Genomic DNA, 19,274 nt, shown 5'->3' on the forward strand with positions numbered 1-19,274 from the left:
CACCGGGGATGCCGGCGGCTCCCTCCGCAGGCAGCGCTGATCACGCGCGCCCCGCGACGCTCGAAGGCACGATCGAGCGGATCACGTACCAGAACGCCGACACGGGCTACACCGTGGCGCAGGTCGAACCGTCCGGCGGGCGCGGCACGGTGGCGGCGGTCGGGCGGTTGCTCGGGGCGAACGTCGGGGCCAGCTTCCGGTTCTGGGGGCGCTGGACGTCGCACGCCACGTACGGCAAGCAGTTCGAGATCGAGCGCTTCGAGGAGAAGCTGCCGGCCACGGTCGAGGGGATCCGCAAGTACCTCGGCAGCGGGCTGATCAAGGGCATCGGCCCGAAGACGGCCGAGCGGATCGTCGAGCGGTTCGGGCTCGAGACGCTGGATGTGATCGAGGGGCAGCCGGAGCGGCTGGCGGACGTGCCGGGCGTCGGGCCGGGGCGGGCGGCGAGCATCACGGCGGCGTGGGTGGAGCAGCGGCAGATCAAGACGCTGATGGTCTTCCTGCAGAGCCACGACATCACGACCGGCCTGGCCGTCCGGATCTACAAGGCCTACGGCGACGCGGCGGCCGACATCGTTCGCACCGATCCGTACCGCCTGGCACGCGAGGTCTGGGGCGTCGGCTTCAAGACCGCCGACCGCATCGCCCGCAACCTGGGCCTGCCCGGCGACAGCCCGGCGCGCCTAGAGGCCGGCGTGCTGTTCGCGTTGAGCGAGGCGGCCGACGAGGGCCATACGTACCTGCCGCGGCCCGACTTGGTGGCCACGGCGTCGACGCTGCTGGCGGTCGACGACGCGGCCGTCGCGGTGGAAGCGATCGAGGCGGCGATCGGTCGGTTGACGGCGGCGCAGGCGGTGATCGTCGAGGATGTGCCGGGGGATGCGGCGGTTGTCGCGACGGCTGAGACGTCGGCAATGGCGACCACGGCTGCGACTACGACGGCGACGGCGACAGGCGCAACCGCGCCGTCGACGATTTCACCCGGCATGCCCCACCAAGCCATCTACCTCCCCGTCTTCCACTACGCCGAGGTCGGCATCGCCAACCGCCTGCGCCGCATCACCGATGCGCCAGAGGACCGGCTGGGCGCCTATCGCAGCATCGACTGGGCGGCCGCGCTCGGTTGGATCGACCAGCAGCACCCGCACCCGCTGGCCGCGAGGCAGCGGGACGCAGTCCGTGCCGCCTTCACGCACAAGGTCGCCGTCCTGACCGGCGGGCCGGGCACGGGCAAGACGACGACGGTGCGCGCGATCCTGCAGATGCTGGCCGTGCGCGGCGCGACGGTGCGGCTGGCGGCGCCGACGGGGCGGGCGGCGAAGCGGCTGGCGGAGACGACCGGGACGACGGCCAAGACGCTTCATCGGCTGCTGGAGTTCAAGCCGACGGGCGGCGAGATGTTCCAGCGCAACGAGCAGAACCCGCTGGACGCCGACATGATCGTCGTCGACGAGATGTCGATGGTCGACACGCTCCTGATGAACCACCTGACGAAGGCGGTCGATCCTGCCTCGCACCTCCTGCTGGTGGGCGACGTCGACCAGCTGCCCAGCGTGGGCGCCGGGCACGTGCTGCGCGATCTGATCGCCTGCGGCGCGATCCCGACCGTCGTCCTCGATCAGATCTTCCGCCAGGACGCCAAGAGCTACATCGCCACTAACGCACACCGGATCAACCACGGCCAGATGCCGATCTTCGACAAAGACGCCACCGACTTCTTCCAGTTCCGCGTCGAGTCCGCCGAGGACGCCGCCGATCGCGTCGTCGACGTCGTCACGACGCGCATCCCGAAGCGCTTCGGCTTGGATCCGCTGGCCGACATCCAGGTCCTCACGCCCATGCACCGCGGCGCGGCCGGCGTGGCCGCGCTGAACGAGCGGCTGCAGGCGGCGCTGAACCCGCCGGGGCCGGGCAAGGGCGAGGTCCGCTGGGGCGGTCGCGCCTTCCGCACCGGCGACAAGGTGATGCAGGTCCGCAACAACTACGACAAGGACGTTTTCAACGGCGACATCGGCCGCGTCGTGATCGTCGACGCCGCCGCGCAGACCGTGACGCTCGACGTCGAGGGGACGCCGGTGGAGTACGCCTTCAGCGAGCTGGACGAGCTGACGCACGCCTTCGCGTGCAGCACGCACAAGAGCCAGGGCGCGGAGTACCCGTGCGTCGTCCTGGCCCTCGTGAAGGGCCACTACCTGCTGCTGCAGCGCAACCTGCTCTACACCGCGGTGACCCGCGCGCGGCGGCTGTGCGTGCTGGTGGCGGATGACGCGGCGGTGCGGCGGGCGGTGGGGAACGATCGGGTGGCGCGGCGGTGGACGGGGTTGGGGCGGCGGTTGGGGGGGCGGTGATCGGGCGAGCGGTTGAAGCTACAATGGCTTCAACGGACGTCGGCGGCCGATGTACGCTTTCGACAGACCGAGGAGGATCGCAATGTTGCACGTACTCGACCGAATGATTCAGTCCGATCCAGCCGTTCGAGGCGGTCAGCCACACATCACAGGCACGCGCATCTCGGTGGCGGATGTGGCCGTTCTTCACGTCCGCCTCGGGCAGAGCGCCGAGGAGATCGCCGGAACGTTCGCGCTCCCCCTTGCGGCCGTTCACGCGGCCCTGGCGTGGTACTTCGACGATCGGGCGGCGATCGACCGTTCGATCGCTGCGGACGAGGCGTTCGCGGAAGCGTTTCAGGCGCAGAACCCGTCGCTGCTCGCGGCGCGGCTGAGACGACTGCGGGATGAGTGAACGGATTTGATTCCACTTGGACGAGCACGTCGACCCGGCGGTTGCCCGGGGGCTGCGAAGCCATGGGATCGATGTCACAACGACGGTTGGAACCGGCTTGCGTACGTCAGCCGACGAAGCGCAGTTGGCATTCGCGGTGTCGGAGGGTCGAGTTCTGGTCACGCACGATGCCGGCTTCCTTCGCATGGCGAGCGCCGGTGCACGGCACACAGGGATTGCCTATTGCCACCGCACGGCGCGCACGATCGGGGAGATGATCCGGACGTTGATTCTGATGCACGAGGTGGTTGCCGCCGAAGAGATCGTCGATCGGGTGGAGTTCTTGTAGGGAGGATTCCTGCCGAACAAGGCGCATCCGCAACAAGCGCCGGGCGCTGAGACCGCACACCGTCGGCATCGGATATACACATATCGTGCGCGCCTACCCGCCGCGCCACAGCGTCGACAGCGTCCACCGGTCGTCCATACCGCACACGAGGAGCGTGGAATGCCAGCCATCACCGTCGGAACAGAGAACTCCACCAGCATCGATCTCTACTACGAGGATCACGGCTCCGGCCAGCCCGTCGTGCTGGTGCACGGCTGGCCGCTGAGCGGTCGCTCCTGGGAGAAGCAGCTGCCGGTTCTGCTCGAGGCCGGCTACCGCGTGATCACGTATGACCGGCGCGGATTCGGCGAGTCCAGCAAGCCGACATCGGGCTACGCGTACGACACGCTGGCCGGCGATCTGAACGCGCTCGTCGAGCACCTCGATCTTCGCGACGCGATCCTCGTTGGCTTTTCGATGGGGGGCGGGGAGGTGGCCCGCTATCTGGGCACGTATGGCAGCGCCCGGGTGGCGAAGGCCGTGTTCCTCGCCGCGATCACGCCGTTCCTCCTCAAGACCGCGGACAATCCGGATGGCGTCGACAACGCCGTGTTCGACGGGATCAAGGGTGCCATCGCCGCCGATCGCCTGGCGTTCCTCACGCAGTTCTTCGGCAACTTCTACAACGTCGATGTCCTCGGCGGCACGCGGGTCAGCGACGATCTCGTCCGCCTCAGCTGGAACATCGCCGCCGGGGCGTCTCCCATCGGCACGCTCGACTGCGTGTCGGCGTGGCTGACCGACTTTCGCGACGAGCTGCGCCTGATCGACGTGCCCACGCTCATCATCCATGGCGATGCGGACCGCATCCTGCCGATCGAAGCGACGGGACATCCCACCCACGCCGTGGTCCCCGGCAGTCGACTGGCCGTGATCGCGGGCGGCCCGCACGGCCTCATCTGGACCCACGCCGCCGAGGTCAACGAGGCGTTGCTCGCGTTCCTCCGGTGAGGGATCGCCTCACACGGGACGGTTCCACCGGCGATCGTCAGCCGCCTCCGTCCGCCTGGAAGAGCAGGTAGTCCAGCGCCATCGCCGCCGCCGCGCCCTCGTGGGCGGCGGTGATGACCTGGTGGGAGAACAGCCGCGTGACGTCGCCGGCGGCGAACACGCCGCGGACGCTCGTGTGCGCCTCGGTGTCGACCTGGATGTAGCCCTCGGCGGTGAGCTTTACGCCGAGCGACGCGGCCAGCTTCGTGTTCGGCACGGCCCCGCGCAGGCTGAAGACGTGGTCGACTTCGATCTCGGTCCCGTCGGCCAGCGTCACCGCGGCGAAGTAGCCCGTGGCGCGTGCGCGGGCGGATGCGATCGTGCCGAGCAGGATCGGCACGCCGCTGCGGTGGAGGGCGTCGAGGGCCGGCTGCGGCATGGGCTCGGCCCCGGCTTCGACGAGGAGCGCCACCGAGGCGGCGTAGCGCCGCATCTGGACGGCCAACTCGGCCGCCTCGGCCGTTCGCCCGACGACCAGGACACGCTGCCCGGCCATCTCGTGCCCGTCGCAGACGACGCACCAGTGCATCGATCGGCCGATGTACGCTTCGTGGCCCGGGAACGGCACCCACTTGTCCGCCACCCCGGTCGCCAGCACGACGGCGCGACAGCGCAGCGGTGCGCCGTCGACCGTCGCGACGAAGCCATTGCCGTCGCGCGCGAGGGCCGTGACCTCGTGATCCAGGATGCGGGCGCCGAACCGCTCGGCCTGCCGACGACCGCGGGCGGTCAACTCGACGATCGAGATCCCGTCCGGAAAGCCGAAGTAGTTGAAGTTCGTCTGCGCCCAGTCGGATCGCCCCGGCCGCATCGCGTCGCACACGACGACCGATCGGAGCGCGCGCGCCAGGTAGATCGCCGCGGACAGTCCGGCCGGCCCGCCGCCGACGATGAGCGCATCCACGACCGACTGTGCATCCCCGTCGCCCACCATCGCACCTCCGCGCCTCCGCACCGGGTCGGCAACCCGCGAAGGAATTGATGATGGCACGGGCGTGGGAGGACGCGCGAGCGACGCGTGAGCGACGCGCGTCAGCCGCCGAGGTTCGCCAGGAACGGCAGCCGCAGGACGCTCCCCACGAGCAGCACGCCGAGGTCGAGGCGGGTAACGCCGGCGTGTGGCTCGGATACGAGGAAGATCCGGTCGCCGGCGACGGCGATCGAGAACGCCGGATAGGTGTAGACGTAGGGTGTCCCGATGATCGGAATCGCCGGGTCGGTGATGTCGATTGCCAGCAACGACCGCTCGTTGCTCACAACGACGATCGGGTGGTCGGCGACACGACCGAGGTTCACGTCGGTGTATCGGGGGAAGTCGAACGGGTTGAACGGGGACGCTTCGCTGGCCGGAAGCGGGATGAGGGCGACGGGTGCCAGCGTGCCGGCCTTGGCCGCGGCCCGGTCGTAGACCTGGATCTGATCATGGGCGAGCGTCACGATCCAATCCTCGTTCAGCGCGGCGTCCCACAGCGGGACAGCGTGATCGAACGGGCCGGGCACGGGCGCGCTTGGATCGCCGACGTCATAGACATCGAGACCGGCCCGCGATGCGATGTAGAGGCGCCCGTCGGCCAGGAACATCTCGCCTTCGTAGAGAACCGGCCCCGGTCGATCGATCTCGCCGACGGGGCGGGGCTCCGCAGCGTCTGTCACGTCGAACAGCTGGATCGGCCCGTCTCCCCCAACCGTGGCGAGAGTGTTCCCGTCCGCCGCAATGAATTCTTGCCAGTCAGGCAGCTGGGCGACGCGCACGGGCCGCCGCCGGTCGCGAACGTCGAAGCCGAACAGACCTCCCGATTGCACGTCTGCCAGCCACACCGTGTCGTCCGCGACGGCGATGTCGAGTACGGCGTACGACCACTGGTCACCGTTCGGGTGGACGGCGATCTGTCCCACGACGGTCGGTGGAGCGTCCGAACCCCAATCGATCGTGCTGAGGGCATTCATCCGGGTGATGAGGATGTCGTCCCCTTCGGCCCAGATGGCCGGCCCGCGCGCGCCGAGAACGTCGCCGCCCTCCCATGACAGCGGCGGATGCCGCAACCGGCCGACGATCTGCGGCAAGGTGGCGCCCTCCTTCATCTCGAGAACGGCAACTCCGCAACCGGAGACCACCAGCCTCGAGCCGGCAACCGCCGTGTCGCCCAAGCAGGCGGGCGTCGTCGTCACGGGTTCGATCAACGAAGTCGCTGACCAGGTAAACGAGGTCGGGTCCGTGGCATCGACGGCCCAAACACCGCCCGTCGCCTCTGGCAAGAATACCAGGTTGCGCCCGCCCCAGGTGGTGGCGCTGACGCCACTGATCATCATCCGAGGCACGATATGCCCAAAGAACGGTAGTTCCGAGTCGCCCAGGCGTCGCGGCAGATCCGCACAGACATCAAAGACCTTCACATTGCCGCCCCCCTGTGACCAGTCGGCGCCGTATCCACCGTACAACCGACATCCGTCGACAACGATCCGATTCATCAGCAAGCCCTTGTAGGAAGTGAAACCCACTGGCTCGAACACAATCCTCCCTTCACCCGAGCTGTTCACCTGCAGCCGGCCAACGAAGCCATCCCCGCCCCCGTCGACGCCGCTTACGACGAGCGAAGCGGCTGACAATGCGACAGCGTAGACGCGGCCGGATGACTCAGCAGGCGACCAGTGTCCGACGACGTGCGGCATGCCCGATGGATCGAGCTGCAATGCGAGAAGTCCGCTTGTCTCGACCCCTAGACGGATCACTTCGTAGTCCGCGTAGAGCAGCACCGCATCTGTCCCTCGCGCCACGATCGCCTCGATGGACCGCTCCGGAGCCATCGGCACGATCGCCCGCAGTACCGGACGATTCGGATCCTGTACGTCGAACAGCGCGACGCCGTCCTTCCCCCGCCCGGTGATCGCCCACAGCCACCGCCCGCTCACCGCCATGTCCGTGATCGGCGTCGGCGCATAGTCATCCCGCCCCGTCGCCAGCGCCGCGCTCCGCCCGATCAGCCGCGGCCCCGCCGGATCGCCGATGTCCGCCACCGCCACGGCCCGCCCCACGCTGTAGTACGCCCGGTCGCCCTCCACCGCCACGGCGCGCGTCTCGCCGAACCAGCGGTCGGCGGGGCGGACGTACGGGCGGGTCGCCGGGGCGGGCGGCTGGGCGAGGGCGCGCGCGTCGGCCGGGCGGCGCGGCGGGCTGGCGGCGGCGAGCGTGGCGGCGGCGAGGGCGGAGAGGGCGAGGGCGCGGGGGACGATGGCCGGGCGCATGGCGGGCTCCGATGGGGGCGGTTTGTTGTGGGCGGGAGCCTAACGCAACAACGCGGCGGCGAACAGCGATAGGCACGTCCGTGGCAGGCCGTTCGCGTGTGTGGAATGCAGGGATGAGCGGCCTCAGGTTTCAATATTGCTCCGTGCCGAAAAGCAACATGGATTCACACCAAGAATCAACATTGACTCTCGATCAGACTCAACATTGCTTTTCGGCCCAGCCACGCGGCGCACCCGCCATTGCCCCGCCGCACGCGCACACCTATCCTTCCCCGGCCCCCGACGCGCCCCACCAGGAGGCGCACCGTGCCCCGATCCGCACCGTCTTTCGTCGATCCGTTCGTCGATCCGTTGGCACACCCATTGGTCGATTCCGTGCCCTCTCCAACCCACCCCCCCGTCCGCCGGCCGCGCCCCGCGCCGGTGCCTCGGCCTGCGTCCGACGACGAACTGCCGCCGCTCTGCAACGGCGATCGTCTGACGCAGCCCGAGTTCCACCGCCGCTACCTGGCCACGCCGGAGACGTTCCACGCCGAGCTCATCGAGGGGATCGTGTTTGTCATGGCTTCGCCGATCAGCTTGTCCAAGCACGGGGGGCCACAGGGCTTCCTCATCACCTGGCTCGGCCTCTATGCCGGGCACACGCCTGGCCTGGAAGTCACCGGCCCGGTCACGCTCGTCGTCGACAACGAGAACGAGGTCGAGCCGGACGCGATGCTGCGGCTTGATGAGGCGCGCGGTGGGTCGAGTCGACCCACCGATGACGATTATCTGTCCGGCATCCCCGAACTGGTCTTCGAGGTATCCGCCTCCAGCGCCGCCTACGACCTGAACGCGAAGAAACGTGTGTACGCCCGCATCGGCGTCCCCGAGTACATCGTCGCCACCGCGCACGAGCGCGGCTTGCACTGGTTCGTGCTGACCGACGGCGCCTACGTCGAACAGGCGCCGGACGATGACGGGGTCTATCGCAGCCCGCTGTGGCCGGGACTGTGGTTGCCGGCGGACGCCATGTGGGCCCGCGACGCCGCGGCCTCGTTCGCAGCGGTACGGGCGGACGTGGCGACGGAGGGGCATGCGGCGCTTGTGGCGCGACTCGGTCAGGGCGCGTAGGCGCGGCGTCGCGCGAGTGATGGGGGTGACGGGGGTCAGCCCCCCAGGTTGGCCAGGAACGGCAGTCGGAGCACGTGCGTGACTCTCAGGAGCGCGCCGAGATCGAACACCGTGACCTCAGGGCCATTGCGGTGCCCGATGCCGTAGAAGAGCGAGCCGGTTACCGCCGCGTGGTCGATGGATGTCGGGAAGCGAAACGGCGGCCCGACGATCGGCGCGCTGGCGGCGGTGATATCGACGGACTGTGCCTTCCGGTTTCCGCTCAGCACGGCGTACACGCGGTCGCCCACGTGCGTCACATGGACCTCGTCGTACGGGGCAGAGCCGTCGGCTTCGAACGGAATCGGCACGGTCGTCAGGAGGACCGTCCGGCCCGCGCGCGCGGCCGTTCGATCGTAGAGAACGAGGTTGTTCGAGCGGAGCGCCACGATCCGGTCCGGCAGGAGGGCCAGATCGCGGATCGACTCGGTTCGATCGATGAGGATCGTTCGCGGGTTCGCGGGGTCCGCAATGTCGGCGATGTCGATCACCGCGAGCCCCTCCGACGAACCCACGATCAGCTCGGCGCCGTCGACGATCATCTCGCCGGGAAAGAGGCTGCCGTTCATCGGGCCCTGGATGGGAAGGGAGATCGTGCCGACTTGGCGCGGCGTGGCGGGTTGCTCCAGGCGGAAGACGTGTGCCTTCCCGTCACGCACCCTGTTCTCGTACGGCGCGATCACCAGCGTGTGATCGTCGGCCGCGACCGCGGCGTCCCGATGGATGGCCAAGCGGGCGATCTGGACCGGGTGGAAGGCGTCCCGCACATCGACCCCGACGATGGCGTCGGAATCGTGGTTCGACAGCCATGCCGTGTCGCGGCTGACCGCGATGTCGGCCCAGTGGGTGGGCCACATGTCCGTCTCGGGCTCGAGTCGCAGCTGTCCGCCGACCATCGGCGGAGCATCCGGCGTTCGGACGAGCTCGCTGAAGATGTCGGCGCCCACGACGAAGACGCGGTTCCCGAAGGCAGCCGCCGCCAGTCCTTGGCGGTAGTACGCCGTCGGCGCCGCCATGCCGGGCAGGCCGAGGATCCGACCCCGCGACGCGCTCGGCGGCTCCGGGCGATCCGTTGCGGCGGTCTCGAGGCCGCAGCCGGCCACGGCCAGCCGATCGGCGGACGCGGCGACGCTTCCCCGGCACAACGTGGTGTTCGTCGTGGCCGGCAGGAGCCGCACGGCGGTCAACGGGCCGGGGGTTTCGAGCGCCGCCCAGTCGATCGACCACACACCGCCGTAGTCGCTGCCGAACAGCAGCCGACGTGTGCCCATGACCGTTGCCAGCGCGATGCCGGACATCGGATCATCTCCCAGCGGCGGATCGATCGACTGCGGATCGCCGACCTGGCGGATCGTGGCGCCGCAGGCATCGAACGGGGTCACCTGCTTCGTCCACCGTCTCATCTCCAAGCTGACGACGCGACAGCCGTCGGCGACGATGTGGGTCATCGCGTAGAACGTGGTGTCGCCCGTCGTTCCGACGACCCGTAGTGCAGGCCGGCCGGCCTCGTCGCGCGCCAGCTCGAAGCGAAGGAGTCGGCGGAACGTCCCGGCCAGAATGCCCACATCCGTCCACAGCACCGGCGCGGCGAACTTCGCCTGGTCCTCGTCCCTCCACTCCGCGACCGCGACGGCCGGTCCTGCGGAGTCGGACTGGAGGACGGCAAGCCCGGATTCGTTCGTACGCGTCCGGTAGAGCGCCACGACCACTTGGGTGCCCCGCGCGGCGATGCTCAGCGGCAGGCTGTCCGGATCCAGCGCCGTCTGCGATCGGAAGCGCGGTTCGTCCGCGCGCGTGACGTCGAAGCGCGCCACCCCGTCGACGGCCCGGCCGGTGATCGCCCAGAGCACGCCGTCGCCGAGAGCGATCGCGGTGATCGGCGGGGCGTCCTCGTCGCCGTCGGCCAGCGGCAGCGGCGCGCTCCGGCCGAGCAGCCGCGGCAGGGTCGGATCCGCCATGTCCGCGACCGCGATGCTCCGCCCGACGCTGAAGTAGGCCCGATGGCCGTCCACCGCGACGGCCCGCGTCTCACCCAGCCAACGATCGACGGGCTGGAAGTACGGTCGTGGCACGTCGGGCGGCTGCGCCGCCGCGGCGCTGTTCGGATGGGCGGCGGAGGGGCTCGTCAGCAGGGTGGCGGTGATCGCGGCGACGGCGACGGCGGCGCGGAGAGAGGTGTCCGTTTTCATGGGTGGCTCCGTTGATGGCGCTTCGATGCACGCCAAACGTAGCCGTCAAGCCCGTTCACGGCAAGGGCGCTCCGGTGACCAGTGCATCGCGGCCCACGAACGCATTACGGCTTGTCGGCACCGAGCCACGGCAAGTGCAGCACGCCCGCGATGCCCGATGTGCCGAGCTCGAACACCGAGAACTCGACCCCCGCCCGCCGCCCGAACAGGAAAGCGCGGTCGCCGTGGACGGCCATCCCGTCGGCGTTCACCGGCAAGAGGACCGCGGGCCCGACGACGGGGTGTGATGGGTCCGTGATATCGACCGCCAGAAGTGTCGGGCCGCGCCGGACGACGGCCACCCGCCGGCCGGCAACGTGGCCGATGCCGACGGACGTGTCGCGGTACGCCGCCGCGGCGATCGGCAGCGGAACGGTGGACGCCACGCGGATCCGGCCCTCGTCGATCTCGTCGGTGCGGAAGATCGCGAGACCGTCCTCGGCCTGCCCGACGTCCGCCAGCGCCACCGCCAGGCCGTCCGCCACCGCCATCGCGCCGGTCGGGATGCCGTCGTGCCGCCCGATGATCGCCGGGCGCACGGGATCGCGCACGTCGACGACGACCAGCCCCTTGGCGCCGGTCGAGGCGATCAGGCGGTCGCCGGCGAAGGCCATGTCGCTGGACGGGGGCACCTCGAGCGAGAGCACGCTCCGGCTGTGGGGCAGCCGCGGGTCGGTGACGTCGATCAGCTCGACCGCATCGCCCATCGAGGCGGCGAGAAGGCCGTCGGTGACGGCGATGACGTCCGCCTCCGGATACCCGCTCTCGATGACGAAGGGCGCGCGCGGATCGCTGAGGTCGATCGCGACGACCGAGTCGTCCCCCGGCGCCACCCAAGCAGTGTGGCCCGCGACGGCAAGATCGTCGATATCGAAGAATGGATGGCCGACATCCCGGTAGGCGACGCGCCCGACAACCACCGGCCCGAGCGGCCCGATCGGGCGGACGACGCTCAACACGTTGCCGTGGCCGATCAGCACGGCGTCGTCCGTGGCCGCCATCGCCGTCAACCACGGACCGTCCCCCGTTCTGTCGCCGTACGATGGTGCGCTCAGGATCGCGCCGTCGCGGACCGGCCGCTCCACGTTGGAGTCCAGCTGCAGGACGCGCAGGCCGCAGCCCGCGACGACGAGCCTGTCCAGCGCCGCCGCGATGTCCGAATGGCAGACCGGCTCGCCCGTGATCGGCGGGTAGATCTTCGTCAACCGCCACTCCATCTCGAGCGGCTCCGTCGCGTCGATCGCGTGCAGCCCGCCGCCGGCGTCGGCCACGATCAGGAGGGGACGGTCCTCGATTGTGAGCGCGGCCATGCTGGCTGGGTTGTGCAGCTCGTCGCTGCTGAACCCCACTTCGGCCAACAGCACCGGCGGACCGTCGCCGCAGATGTCGAAGACCCAGAACCCGGTGCCGAACGAGGACGAACGGTCCATGTTGGAGCTGTACGCCCGACAACCGTCGATCGCCAGGTGCCGCGCGCCCTCGGCGAATCGGGGATCCGTGAGCTGGCCGATGACCGTCATGCGCACCGCCCCGTCCGCCGCCTCCGTCACCGCCAGCCGACCGATCCCGCCGCCGCCCAGCGCCACGACGACCTCGTTGCTGTTCCGCCACACCACGCCACCGACGCTGACGGCCGGGTCTTCGAGCTGCCAGCGCCCGACCGTCTCGATACCGCTCTCCGTCCGCCGGAGGGCGAAGATGCCCCGGTCCGGCCACGCCGCGCCCACGTACGAAACGAGTGCGATCCGGCCCCGCGCATCGAGCGCGATCGGGCCCATCTTCTCGCCCAGGTCAATCGTCGCCACCAGCCGCACGGCCGTCGGATCACCGACATCCCACGCGGAGATCCACCACCGGGTGTCCCGCGTGATCGTCCACACCGTTCCTTCGCTGGCGGCGAGATCGTCGATCGGCTGCGGCTGGTCTTCGTCATCCGCGATAACGAGCGGCGCGCTCCGCCCGATCAGCCGCGGCGATGCCGGATCGCTGATATCCGCCACCGCCACGGCGCGCCCCACGCTGTAGTACGCCCGGTCGCCGTCCACGGCCACGGCAAGCGTTTCACCCAGCCAGCGGTCGACGGGGCGGAGGTACGGTTCGTTCGCGGCGGTGGGTGCCTGGGCGTGGGCGGGGGTGGGGGTGGGGAGGGCGGGGTGCGGTGGGGCGGCAGCGGCAAGGGCGAGGAGGGTGGCGATCGCGGCAAGCACCGCGAAGGCGCGGCGCTGCCGTCGCGACGGCGGGAAGGGGATCATCGTGGGCTCCTTGTATGGCTGCGATGTACGTGGCACGCCGGCGATGTACGCGTTCGTCCCGTGCAGGGTCGCGCGATGGCCGTCGCGCGGACGGCAGGATAACGCGCGCGGGCGGCTTCCGCTAGAATTCCGGCCCCGGTCGCCTGATACCGCCTCCGTGCTCCGGCATGCCCGGCGGCCGACCCCGCACAAGGACGGACCCATGCGCCAACCCGCCGCGCTCCTGGCCGTCGCGACGAGCGCCATCGCCCTGTCCGCGGCCCTCGTCGTTGCCGCCGCCCGCCTCGATGCCGGCGCGCCGGCGCCCGCCCACGCCCAAGGCGAGCTGCCCGCCGACCCGAAGACGATCAAGATCGCCTTCGACAACGTCGTGCAGGACGTCGACATCCCGGTGGACATCGCGAACGCCGGCGACGGGTCGGGGCGGTTGTTCATCGTCGAGAAGCCGGGGCGGATCCGGATCGTCAAGGACGGGCAGCTCCTCGATGCGCCGTTCCTCGACATCGCGGACCGCGTCGAGGCCCAGGCGAACGAGCGCGGGCTGCTCGGGCTGGCGTTCCATCCGGAGTACGCCGAGAACTGGCAGTTCTACGTCTACTACACCTCCAAAGCGGTTCGCGGACGGAAGCGCGGCGACCTCGTCATCGCTCGTTACCGCGCGACCGCCGACCGGGACAAGGCCGATCCCGACTCGGAACTCCAGCTGCTCACGATCGAGCACAACATCAACGGCAACCACAACGGCGGCAATCTCGAGTTCGGCCCGGACGGCTACCTCTACATCGGCACCGGCGACGGCGGCGGCGGCGGCGACCCGTTCCAGGCCGGGCAGGACGCGAACGTACTGCTCGGGAAGATGCTGCGGATCGATGTCGACACCGGCGACCCGTACGTCATCCCGCCGTCCAACCCCTTCGCCAGCACGCCGCGACGCGCGCCCGAGGTCTGGGCCTACGGCCTGCGCAACCCGTGGAAGTTCACGTTCGACCGGGCCACCGGCGACCTCTACATCGCCGACGTCGGCCAGAACGCGTGGGAGGAGGTGAACCACCAGCCGGCAGACAGCAAGGGCGGCGAGAACTACGGCTGGAGCGTGATGGAGGGCTCGCACTGCTTCAACCCGCAGACGGGCTGCGACCAGCGCAACAAGGTGCTGCCCGTCGCCGAGTACAGCCACAGCCTCGGCCTCTCGATCACCGGCGGCGAGGTCTACCGCGGCGAAGCCTTCCCCGGCCTCACCGGCACGTACTTCTACGCCGACTACTCCCGCGGCCGCGTCTGGGCGCTCAGCCGCGGCACGAACGGCCAGTGGCGCAACGCCGAGATCCTGACCGGCAAGAACGGCATCACGAGCTTCGGCCGCGACGAGGACGGCGAGATCTACATCGCCCTCGAGACCGGCCGCATCCAGCGGCTGCGCGACGCGAACGCGGTGGTGCGGCCGACGAACACGCCGACGGACCCGCCGCCGCCGGCGACGACGGAGCCGGCGCCGACGGCCACGTCGTCCCAGCCCTCCCCGACCGAGCCGTTGGAGCCGTCGGCTACTCCGACGCTGGTGGCAGCCACGGAGACCGTCCCTCCCGCACATTGGCGAGTCCGCTTGCCGGTTCTCTTCCGCAACCACCCGTGATCGCCCCTTGACCCCAGCCGTCGTGCCGCCGCCCGACACGTCGCCGGACGGCGCGTCGTTCGCCGTACCGCCCGCCGCCCCATCCACCGGCGGCCCCGTCACGCTGTCCGTCGTCATCCCGTGCTACAACGAGTCCGCTTCCGTCAACGCCCTGTTCGAGCGCCTCGAGCGCGTCCTCAACAGCCAGCGCGCCGGCGACGCGTCGCTGACCTATGAGATCGTCTGCGTGAACGACGGCAGCCGCGACGACACGCTGGCGCGGCTCATCGGCCACCACCGGCGCAATCCGGCCATCAAGGTCGTCAGCTTCGCAAGGAACTTCGGCAAGGAGATCGCCCTCACCGCCGGCATCGACCACGCCCAAGGCGACGCCGTCGTCCCGATCGACGCCGACCTCCAGGACCCGCCGGAGTTCATCGGCGACCTCGTGGCCAAGTGGCGCGAGGGCTATGACGTCGTCTACGCCACGCGCCGCTCGCGCGCCGGCGAGACGTGGCTGAAGAAGGCGACGGCGAACACGTTCTACCGCGTGATCGACGCGATGAGCGAGGTGGCCATCCCGCCGAACACGGGCGACTTCCGCCTGATGGACCGCCGCGTCGTCGAAGCGCTGCGGCACCTGCCGGAGCGGAACCGCTTCATGAAGGGCCTGTTCGCCTGGGTCGGCTTCCGGCAGACCGCCGTGCTGTACGACCGCGAGCCGCGCTACGGCGGCCGGACGACGTGGAACTACTGGCGGCTCTGGAACTTCGCCCTGGACGGGATCACGAGCTTCTCGATGTGGCCGCTGAAGGTCTGGAGCTACATCGGCGTCTGCGTGTCCGGCCTGTCCTTCCTCTACGCCGTCATCGTCATCGTCCGGCGCCTGTTCATCACGCCGCAGGACACCCCCGGCTACGCCTCGCTGATGGCCGTCATCCTCTTCCTCGGCGGCATCCAGCTGATCTCGCTGGGCGTCATCGGCGAGTACCTCTCCCGGGTGTACGGCGAGGTCAAGCAGCGTCCGCTCTACCTGGTGCGCGACCGCTGGGGCTACGGCCCGCTCGGCCCGTCGCGCGAGGACGTCGTCAACGGCAATGTCGTCAATGGCGATATCGTCAGCGGCGATATCGTCGGCGGCGAGGGCGTGAACGGCGATCCCGTCGACCGATCCACTGACCGATCCACTGACCGATCCACTGACCGATCCACCGCATGAACGCGCCCGACCTCCGACTCTACGTCATCCTCGACCCGGCCCTCACGCGCGGCCGCCCCGTCGCCGCCGTCGCCTCTGCCGCCATCGCCGGCGGCGCGACGTTCCTGCAGGTGCGCGCGAAGGGCGCGACGACCCGCCAGCTCATCGCACTCGTCGATGCCGTCCAGGCCGTCGCCAGCCCGCACGGCGTGCCGGTCATCGTCAACGACCGCGCCGACGTTGCCTTCGCCTGCGGCGCCGCCGGCGTCCACCTCGGCCCCGACGACCTTCCGCCGGCTGCCGCCCGCCGCCTCCTCGGTCCCGGCGCCCTCGTCGGCTGCTCGGCCGGCACGCCGGATGAGGCGATCGGTGCGGCGCGCGACGGCGCGGACTACGTCGGCACGGGCGACGTCTTCGGCACGACGTCGAAGCCGGACGCCGACGCGCCGATCGGGCTCGCCGGCCTGGCCGCCGTCGTCGCCGCCGCGACGATCCCGGTCGTCGCAATCGGCGGTGTCACGGCGATGAACGCGCGACATGCGCTCGCGGCGGGGGCGGCGGGGGTGGCGGTGCTTGGCGCGGTCGGGCTGGCGGACGATCCGGAGCGGGCGGCGCGGGCGATTCGCGACGCGGAGGCGTCGGCGTGATCCGCCTCCCCACCGCCCTCACGATCGCCGGCTCGGACTCCGGCGGCGGCGCCGGCATTCAAGCGGACCTGAAGACGTTCCAGGCGCTCGGCGTGTACGGCGCCAGCGCGATCACGGCGCTCACCGCGCAGAACACGCTCGGCGTGCAGGGCGTCGTCGTCGTCCCGCCGGCCTTCGTCGCCCAGCAGATCGACAGCGTCCTGGACGACATCGGCGCCGACGCGGTCAAGATCGGGATGCTGGCCGACAGCGGGATCGTCGCCGCCGTCGTCGAGCGCCTCGTCGCCCACCGCGTCACGACGCTCGTCGTCGACCCGGTGATGGTGGCCAAGGGGGGCGACGCGCTGCTCGCGCCCGAGGCGAGCGCGGCGCTGATCGCCGACCTCCTGCCGCTGGCGACCGTCGTCACGCCCAACCTGCACGAGGCCGGCGTGCTGCTCGGCCGGCTGGTACGGACGTTCGACGACATGATCGCGGCTGCGACGGCGATCCACGCGATGGGGCCCGGCGCCGTCCTCGTGAAGGGCGGCCACACGATCGATGCCGCGGGCGATCCGAGCGAGGACAGCATCGACGTCCTCTACGACGGCCGCGACCACCACACGTTCCGCGCCGCCCGGATCGACACGCCGAACACGCACGGCACGGGCTGTACCTACGCTGCAGCCATCGCCGCCGAGCTGGCCAAGGGCCAGCCGCTGCGCGCGGCCGTCGCCTCCGCCAAGGCCTACATCACCGAGGCGATCCGCTGCGGCGCCGGCATGCGCATCGGCGGCGGCCATGGACCGGTCGACCACGCCTGGGCGTGGCACAGCGACGAGGAGGGACGATGACCGCCGCCCGCCTCCGCCCCTTCGGCGCCAGCGTCTTCAGCACGATGACCGCGCTGGCCACCGAACATCGTGCGATCAACCTGGCCCAAGGCTTCCCGGACTTCGACGGCCCCGACGAGCTGCTCGACGCGGCTGCCGCGGCGATGGGCGCCGGCCACAACCAGTACGCCCGCTCGGCCGGCCACCCGCGGCTCGTCCAAGCCGTCGCCGGTCGCGTGGCCCATGACTACGGGCTGCAGTACGACCCGATGACCGAGGTCGCCGTCACCGCCGGCGCCACCGAGGGCATCGCGGCCGCGATGCTCGGCCTGCTCGAGCCGGGCGACGAGGTCGTCCTGTTCGAGCCGTTCTACGACAGCTATCCGGCCGCCGTGGCGATGGCGGGCGGGGTCGTGCGTCCGTGCACGCTGCGCTTCCCGGACTTCGCGCTCGACGAGGCCGCGCTGGCGGCGTGCTTCACGGCGCGCACGAAGGCCGTCCTGCTGAACACGCCTCACAACCCGACCGGCAAGGTCTTCACGCCGGGCGAGCTGGCCGCCATCGCGCGACTGGCTGAGGCGCACGATGCGTTCGTCGTGTCCGACGAGGTATATGAGCACCTGACGTACGACGGCGTCGCGCACGTCCCGATCGCGACGCTTCCCGGCATGCGCGACCGGACGCTCACGCTCTCGTCGCTCGGCAAGACGTACTCGCTGACGGGCTGGAAGACCGGCTGGGCGACGGGCCCGGCGCACCTCGTCGCGGGCCTGCAGGCGGCCCACCAGTTCCTCACGTTCTGCAGCGCGACGCCGTTCCAGCAAGCGGCCGCCGTGGCGCTGGACTCGCTGCGCGACGCATTCGTCGCCGGGCTGAAGGCCGAGTACACGGAGCGCCGTGACATGCTCGTCGGAGCGCTCCGCGATGTCGGCTTCGACGTCGCCGTCCCGAACGGTACGTACTTCGTCCTGGCCGACTACACGCGCGCTTGGTCGGGCGGTGACGACCATGCGTTTGCCCGCCACCTGACGACGACCGTCGGGGTCGCGTGCATCCCGCCGAGCGTGTTCTATGCGGACAACGTCGACGAAGGGCGGCGGCTGGCGCGATTTGCGTTCTGCAAGCGAGTGGCGACGTTGGAGGGGGCGGCGGGGCGGTTGAAGGCGGGGTTGGGGGGATGATCGTCGCCGGCGTCGAGATGGACATCGCGTGGGAGGACCCGGCGGCGAACCTGGCGCGCGCCGACGCGGCCGCGGCGGCGGCGAAGGCGGCGGGCGCGTCGTTCGTCGTGCTGCCGGAGATGTTCGCCACCGGCTTCTCGATGGATGCCGAGCGGATCGCGCCGTGGGGCGGGGAGATCCGGATGGGGCTGGCCGAAATCGCCCGGCGGCACAACCTGTGGGTGTTGGGCGGTTACGCCGAGCCCGGCCCCGGCCGACCGCGCAACGCCGCCAGCGTGATCGACCCCCGTGGTGACGAGGCGCTGCGCTACCACAAGATCCACCCGTTCACGTTCGGCGGCGAGGATGCCCACTACGACGGCGGCGATGCGCTGCCCACCGCCGACATCGACGGCGTCCGCGTCACGCCGCTCATCTGCTACGACCTCCGCTTCCCCGAGCCCTTCCGCGCCGCGGCCGATCGCACGGACCTGTTCATCGTGATCGCCAGCTGGCCCGCGGCCCGCAGCGCGCACTGGTCGACGCTGCTCGCGGCGCGGGCGATCGAGAACCAGGCGTACGTGCTGGGGGTGAACCGGATCGGCGAGGGGGGCGGGTTGGCGTATGGGGGCGGGTCGGTGTTGCACGATCCGTGGGGGGGCGTGGCGGCGGCGGCGGGGGATCACGGGGTGGCGCGGCTCGTCGTCGGGACGGTCGACGCGGCGGTGGTGGCGGACGCGCGGGCGCGGTTCTCGGCGCTGGCGGATCGGCGGGGGGACGTGTACGCGGGCCTGCAGGGGCATTAGGGTCAGAACATCGCACCTCGCGGGTTAATTCCGGCACCCACGCTTCACATCGATGCGCCACCACT

Annotated in this window: 13 protein-coding genes and 2 pseudogenes; 11 read left to right on the top strand and 4 right to left on the bottom strand. The window is 70.4% G+C overall.

Annotated features, from left to right (window positions below; all coding sequences use genetic code 11):
- Positions 1 to 8: 8 nt before the first annotated feature.
- The 4 genes and pseudogenes from IPG72_00290 to IPG72_00305 all read left to right on the top strand — a co-directional run bounded on the left by IPG72_00290 (position 9) and on the right by IPG72_00305 (position 4,060).
- On the top strand, positions 9 to 2,348 hold the full coding sequence (locus tag IPG72_00290) for an ATP-dependent RecD-like DNA helicase (GenBank protein MBK6767483.1): 2,340 nt from the start codon (positions 9 to 11) through the stop codon (positions 2,346 to 2,348).
- A gap of 82 nt (positions 2,349 to 2,430) precedes the next feature.
- On the top strand, positions 2,431 to 2,742 hold the full coding sequence (locus IPG72_00295; protein ID MBK6767484.1) for a DUF433 domain-containing protein: 312 nt from the start codon (positions 2,431 to 2,433) through the stop codon (positions 2,740 to 2,742).
- Positions 2,735 to 3,070 (top strand): annotated as a pseudogene (locus tag IPG72_00300) (DUF5615 family PIN-like protein). Before IPG72_00295 ends, IPG72_00300 begins: the two are co-directional and overlap by 8 nt.
- A gap of 159 nt (positions 3,071 to 3,229) precedes the next feature.
- Positions 3,230 to 4,060 carry an alpha/beta hydrolase gene (locus IPG72_00305; GenBank protein MBK6767485.1) on the top strand — a complete coding sequence of 277 codons (831 nt, stop codon included), beginning with the start codon at positions 3,230 to 3,232 and terminating at the stop codon, positions 4,058 to 4,060.
- 37 nt (positions 4,061 to 4,097) lie between these two features.
- Here the strand turns inward: IPG72_00305 and IPG72_00310 are convergent, their stop codons facing one another.
- Entirely contained in the window at positions 4,098 to 5,033 is a 936-nt protein-coding gene (locus tag IPG72_00310; protein MBK6767486.1) for an NAD(P)/FAD-dependent oxidoreductase, read from the bottom strand.
- A gap of 98 nt (positions 5,034 to 5,131) precedes the next feature.
- Positions 5,132 to 7,342, bottom strand: coding sequence for a hypothetical protein (locus IPG72_00315; GenBank protein ID MBK6767487.1), 2,211 nt, complete (start codon positions 7,340 to 7,342; stop codon positions 5,132 to 5,134).
- A 423-nt stretch (positions 7,343 to 7,765) separates the two neighbouring features.
- Between IPG72_00315 and IPG72_00320 the strand changes: the two genes are divergently transcribed.
- The gene (locus tag IPG72_00320) at positions 7,766 to 8,455 is read left to right on the top strand and encodes a Uma2 family endonuclease (GenBank protein ID MBK6767488.1); all 690 of its coding nucleotides are present in this window, start codon (positions 7,766 to 7,768) and stop codon (positions 8,453 to 8,455) included.
- Positions 8,456 to 8,490: 35 nt separating this feature from the next.
- On the opposite strand, the gene IPG72_00325 is transcribed toward IPG72_00320, so the two are convergent.
- Both IPG72_00325 and IPG72_00330 read right to left on the bottom strand, forming a co-directional pair.
- Positions 8,491 to 10,683, bottom strand: coding sequence for a hypothetical protein (locus IPG72_00325; GenBank protein MBK6767489.1), 2,193 nt, complete (start codon positions 10,681 to 10,683; stop codon positions 8,491 to 8,493).
- Positions 10,684 to 10,787: 104 nt separating this feature from the next.
- Positions 10,788 to 12,974 carry a hypothetical protein gene (locus IPG72_00330; GenBank protein ID MBK6767490.1) on the bottom strand — a complete coding sequence of 729 codons (2,187 nt, stop codon included), beginning with the start codon at positions 12,972 to 12,974 and terminating at the stop codon, positions 10,788 to 10,790.
- Between the two features lie 202 nt (positions 12,975 to 13,176).
- On the opposite strand from IPG72_00330, the pseudogene IPG72_00335 reads away from it, so the two are divergent.
- The 6 genes and pseudogenes from IPG72_00335 (at position 13,177) to IPG72_00360 (ending at position 19,209) form a co-directional block, all read left to right on the top strand.
- Positions 13,177 to 14,361: pseudogene (locus IPG72_00335) on the top strand (PQQ-dependent sugar dehydrogenase).
- Positions 14,362 to 14,629: 268 nt separating this feature from the next.
- The gene (locus tag IPG72_00340; protein ID MBK6767491.1) at positions 14,630 to 15,805 is read left to right on the top strand and encodes a glycosyltransferase family 2 protein; all 1,176 of its coding nucleotides are present in this window, start codon (positions 14,630 to 14,632) and stop codon (positions 15,803 to 15,805) included.
- Positions 15,802 to 16,431, top strand: coding sequence for a thiamine phosphate synthase (gene thiE / locus IPG72_00345; GenBank protein ID MBK6767492.1), 630 nt, complete (start codon positions 15,802 to 15,804; stop codon positions 16,429 to 16,431). Before IPG72_00340 ends, thiE begins: the two co-directional genes overlap by 4 nt.
- On the top strand, positions 16,431 to 17,264 hold the full coding sequence (gene thiD, locus IPG72_00350) for a bifunctional hydroxymethylpyrimidine kinase/phosphomethylpyrimidine kinase (GenBank protein ID MBK6767493.1): 834 nt from the start codon (positions 16,431 to 16,433) through the stop codon (positions 17,262 to 17,264). The genes thiE and thiD overlap by 1 nt, the downstream gene beginning before the upstream one ends.
- Positions 17,261 to 18,424: an aminotransferase class I/II-fold pyridoxal phosphate-dependent enzyme gene (locus tag IPG72_00355; GenBank protein ID MBK6767494.1), complete on the top strand. Its 1,164-nt coding sequence runs from the start codon at positions 17,261 to 17,263 to the stop codon at positions 18,422 to 18,424. Before thiD ends, IPG72_00355 begins: the two co-directional genes overlap by 4 nt.
- Positions 18,421 to 19,209 (top strand): carbon-nitrogen family hydrolase, encoded by a 789-nt coding sequence (locus IPG72_00360; protein MBK6767495.1) that lies wholly within the window; start codon positions 18,421 to 18,423, stop codon positions 19,207 to 19,209. The genes IPG72_00355 and IPG72_00360 overlap by 4 nt, the downstream gene beginning before the upstream one ends.
- Positions 19,210 to 19,274: the final 65 nt, after the last annotated feature.

Origin of the sequence: Candidatus Avedoeria danica (assembly GCA_016703025.1) — a bacterium.
Classification (GTDB): Bacteria; Chloroflexota; Anaerolineae; order Epilineales; family Epilineaceae; genus Avedoeria; species Avedoeria danica.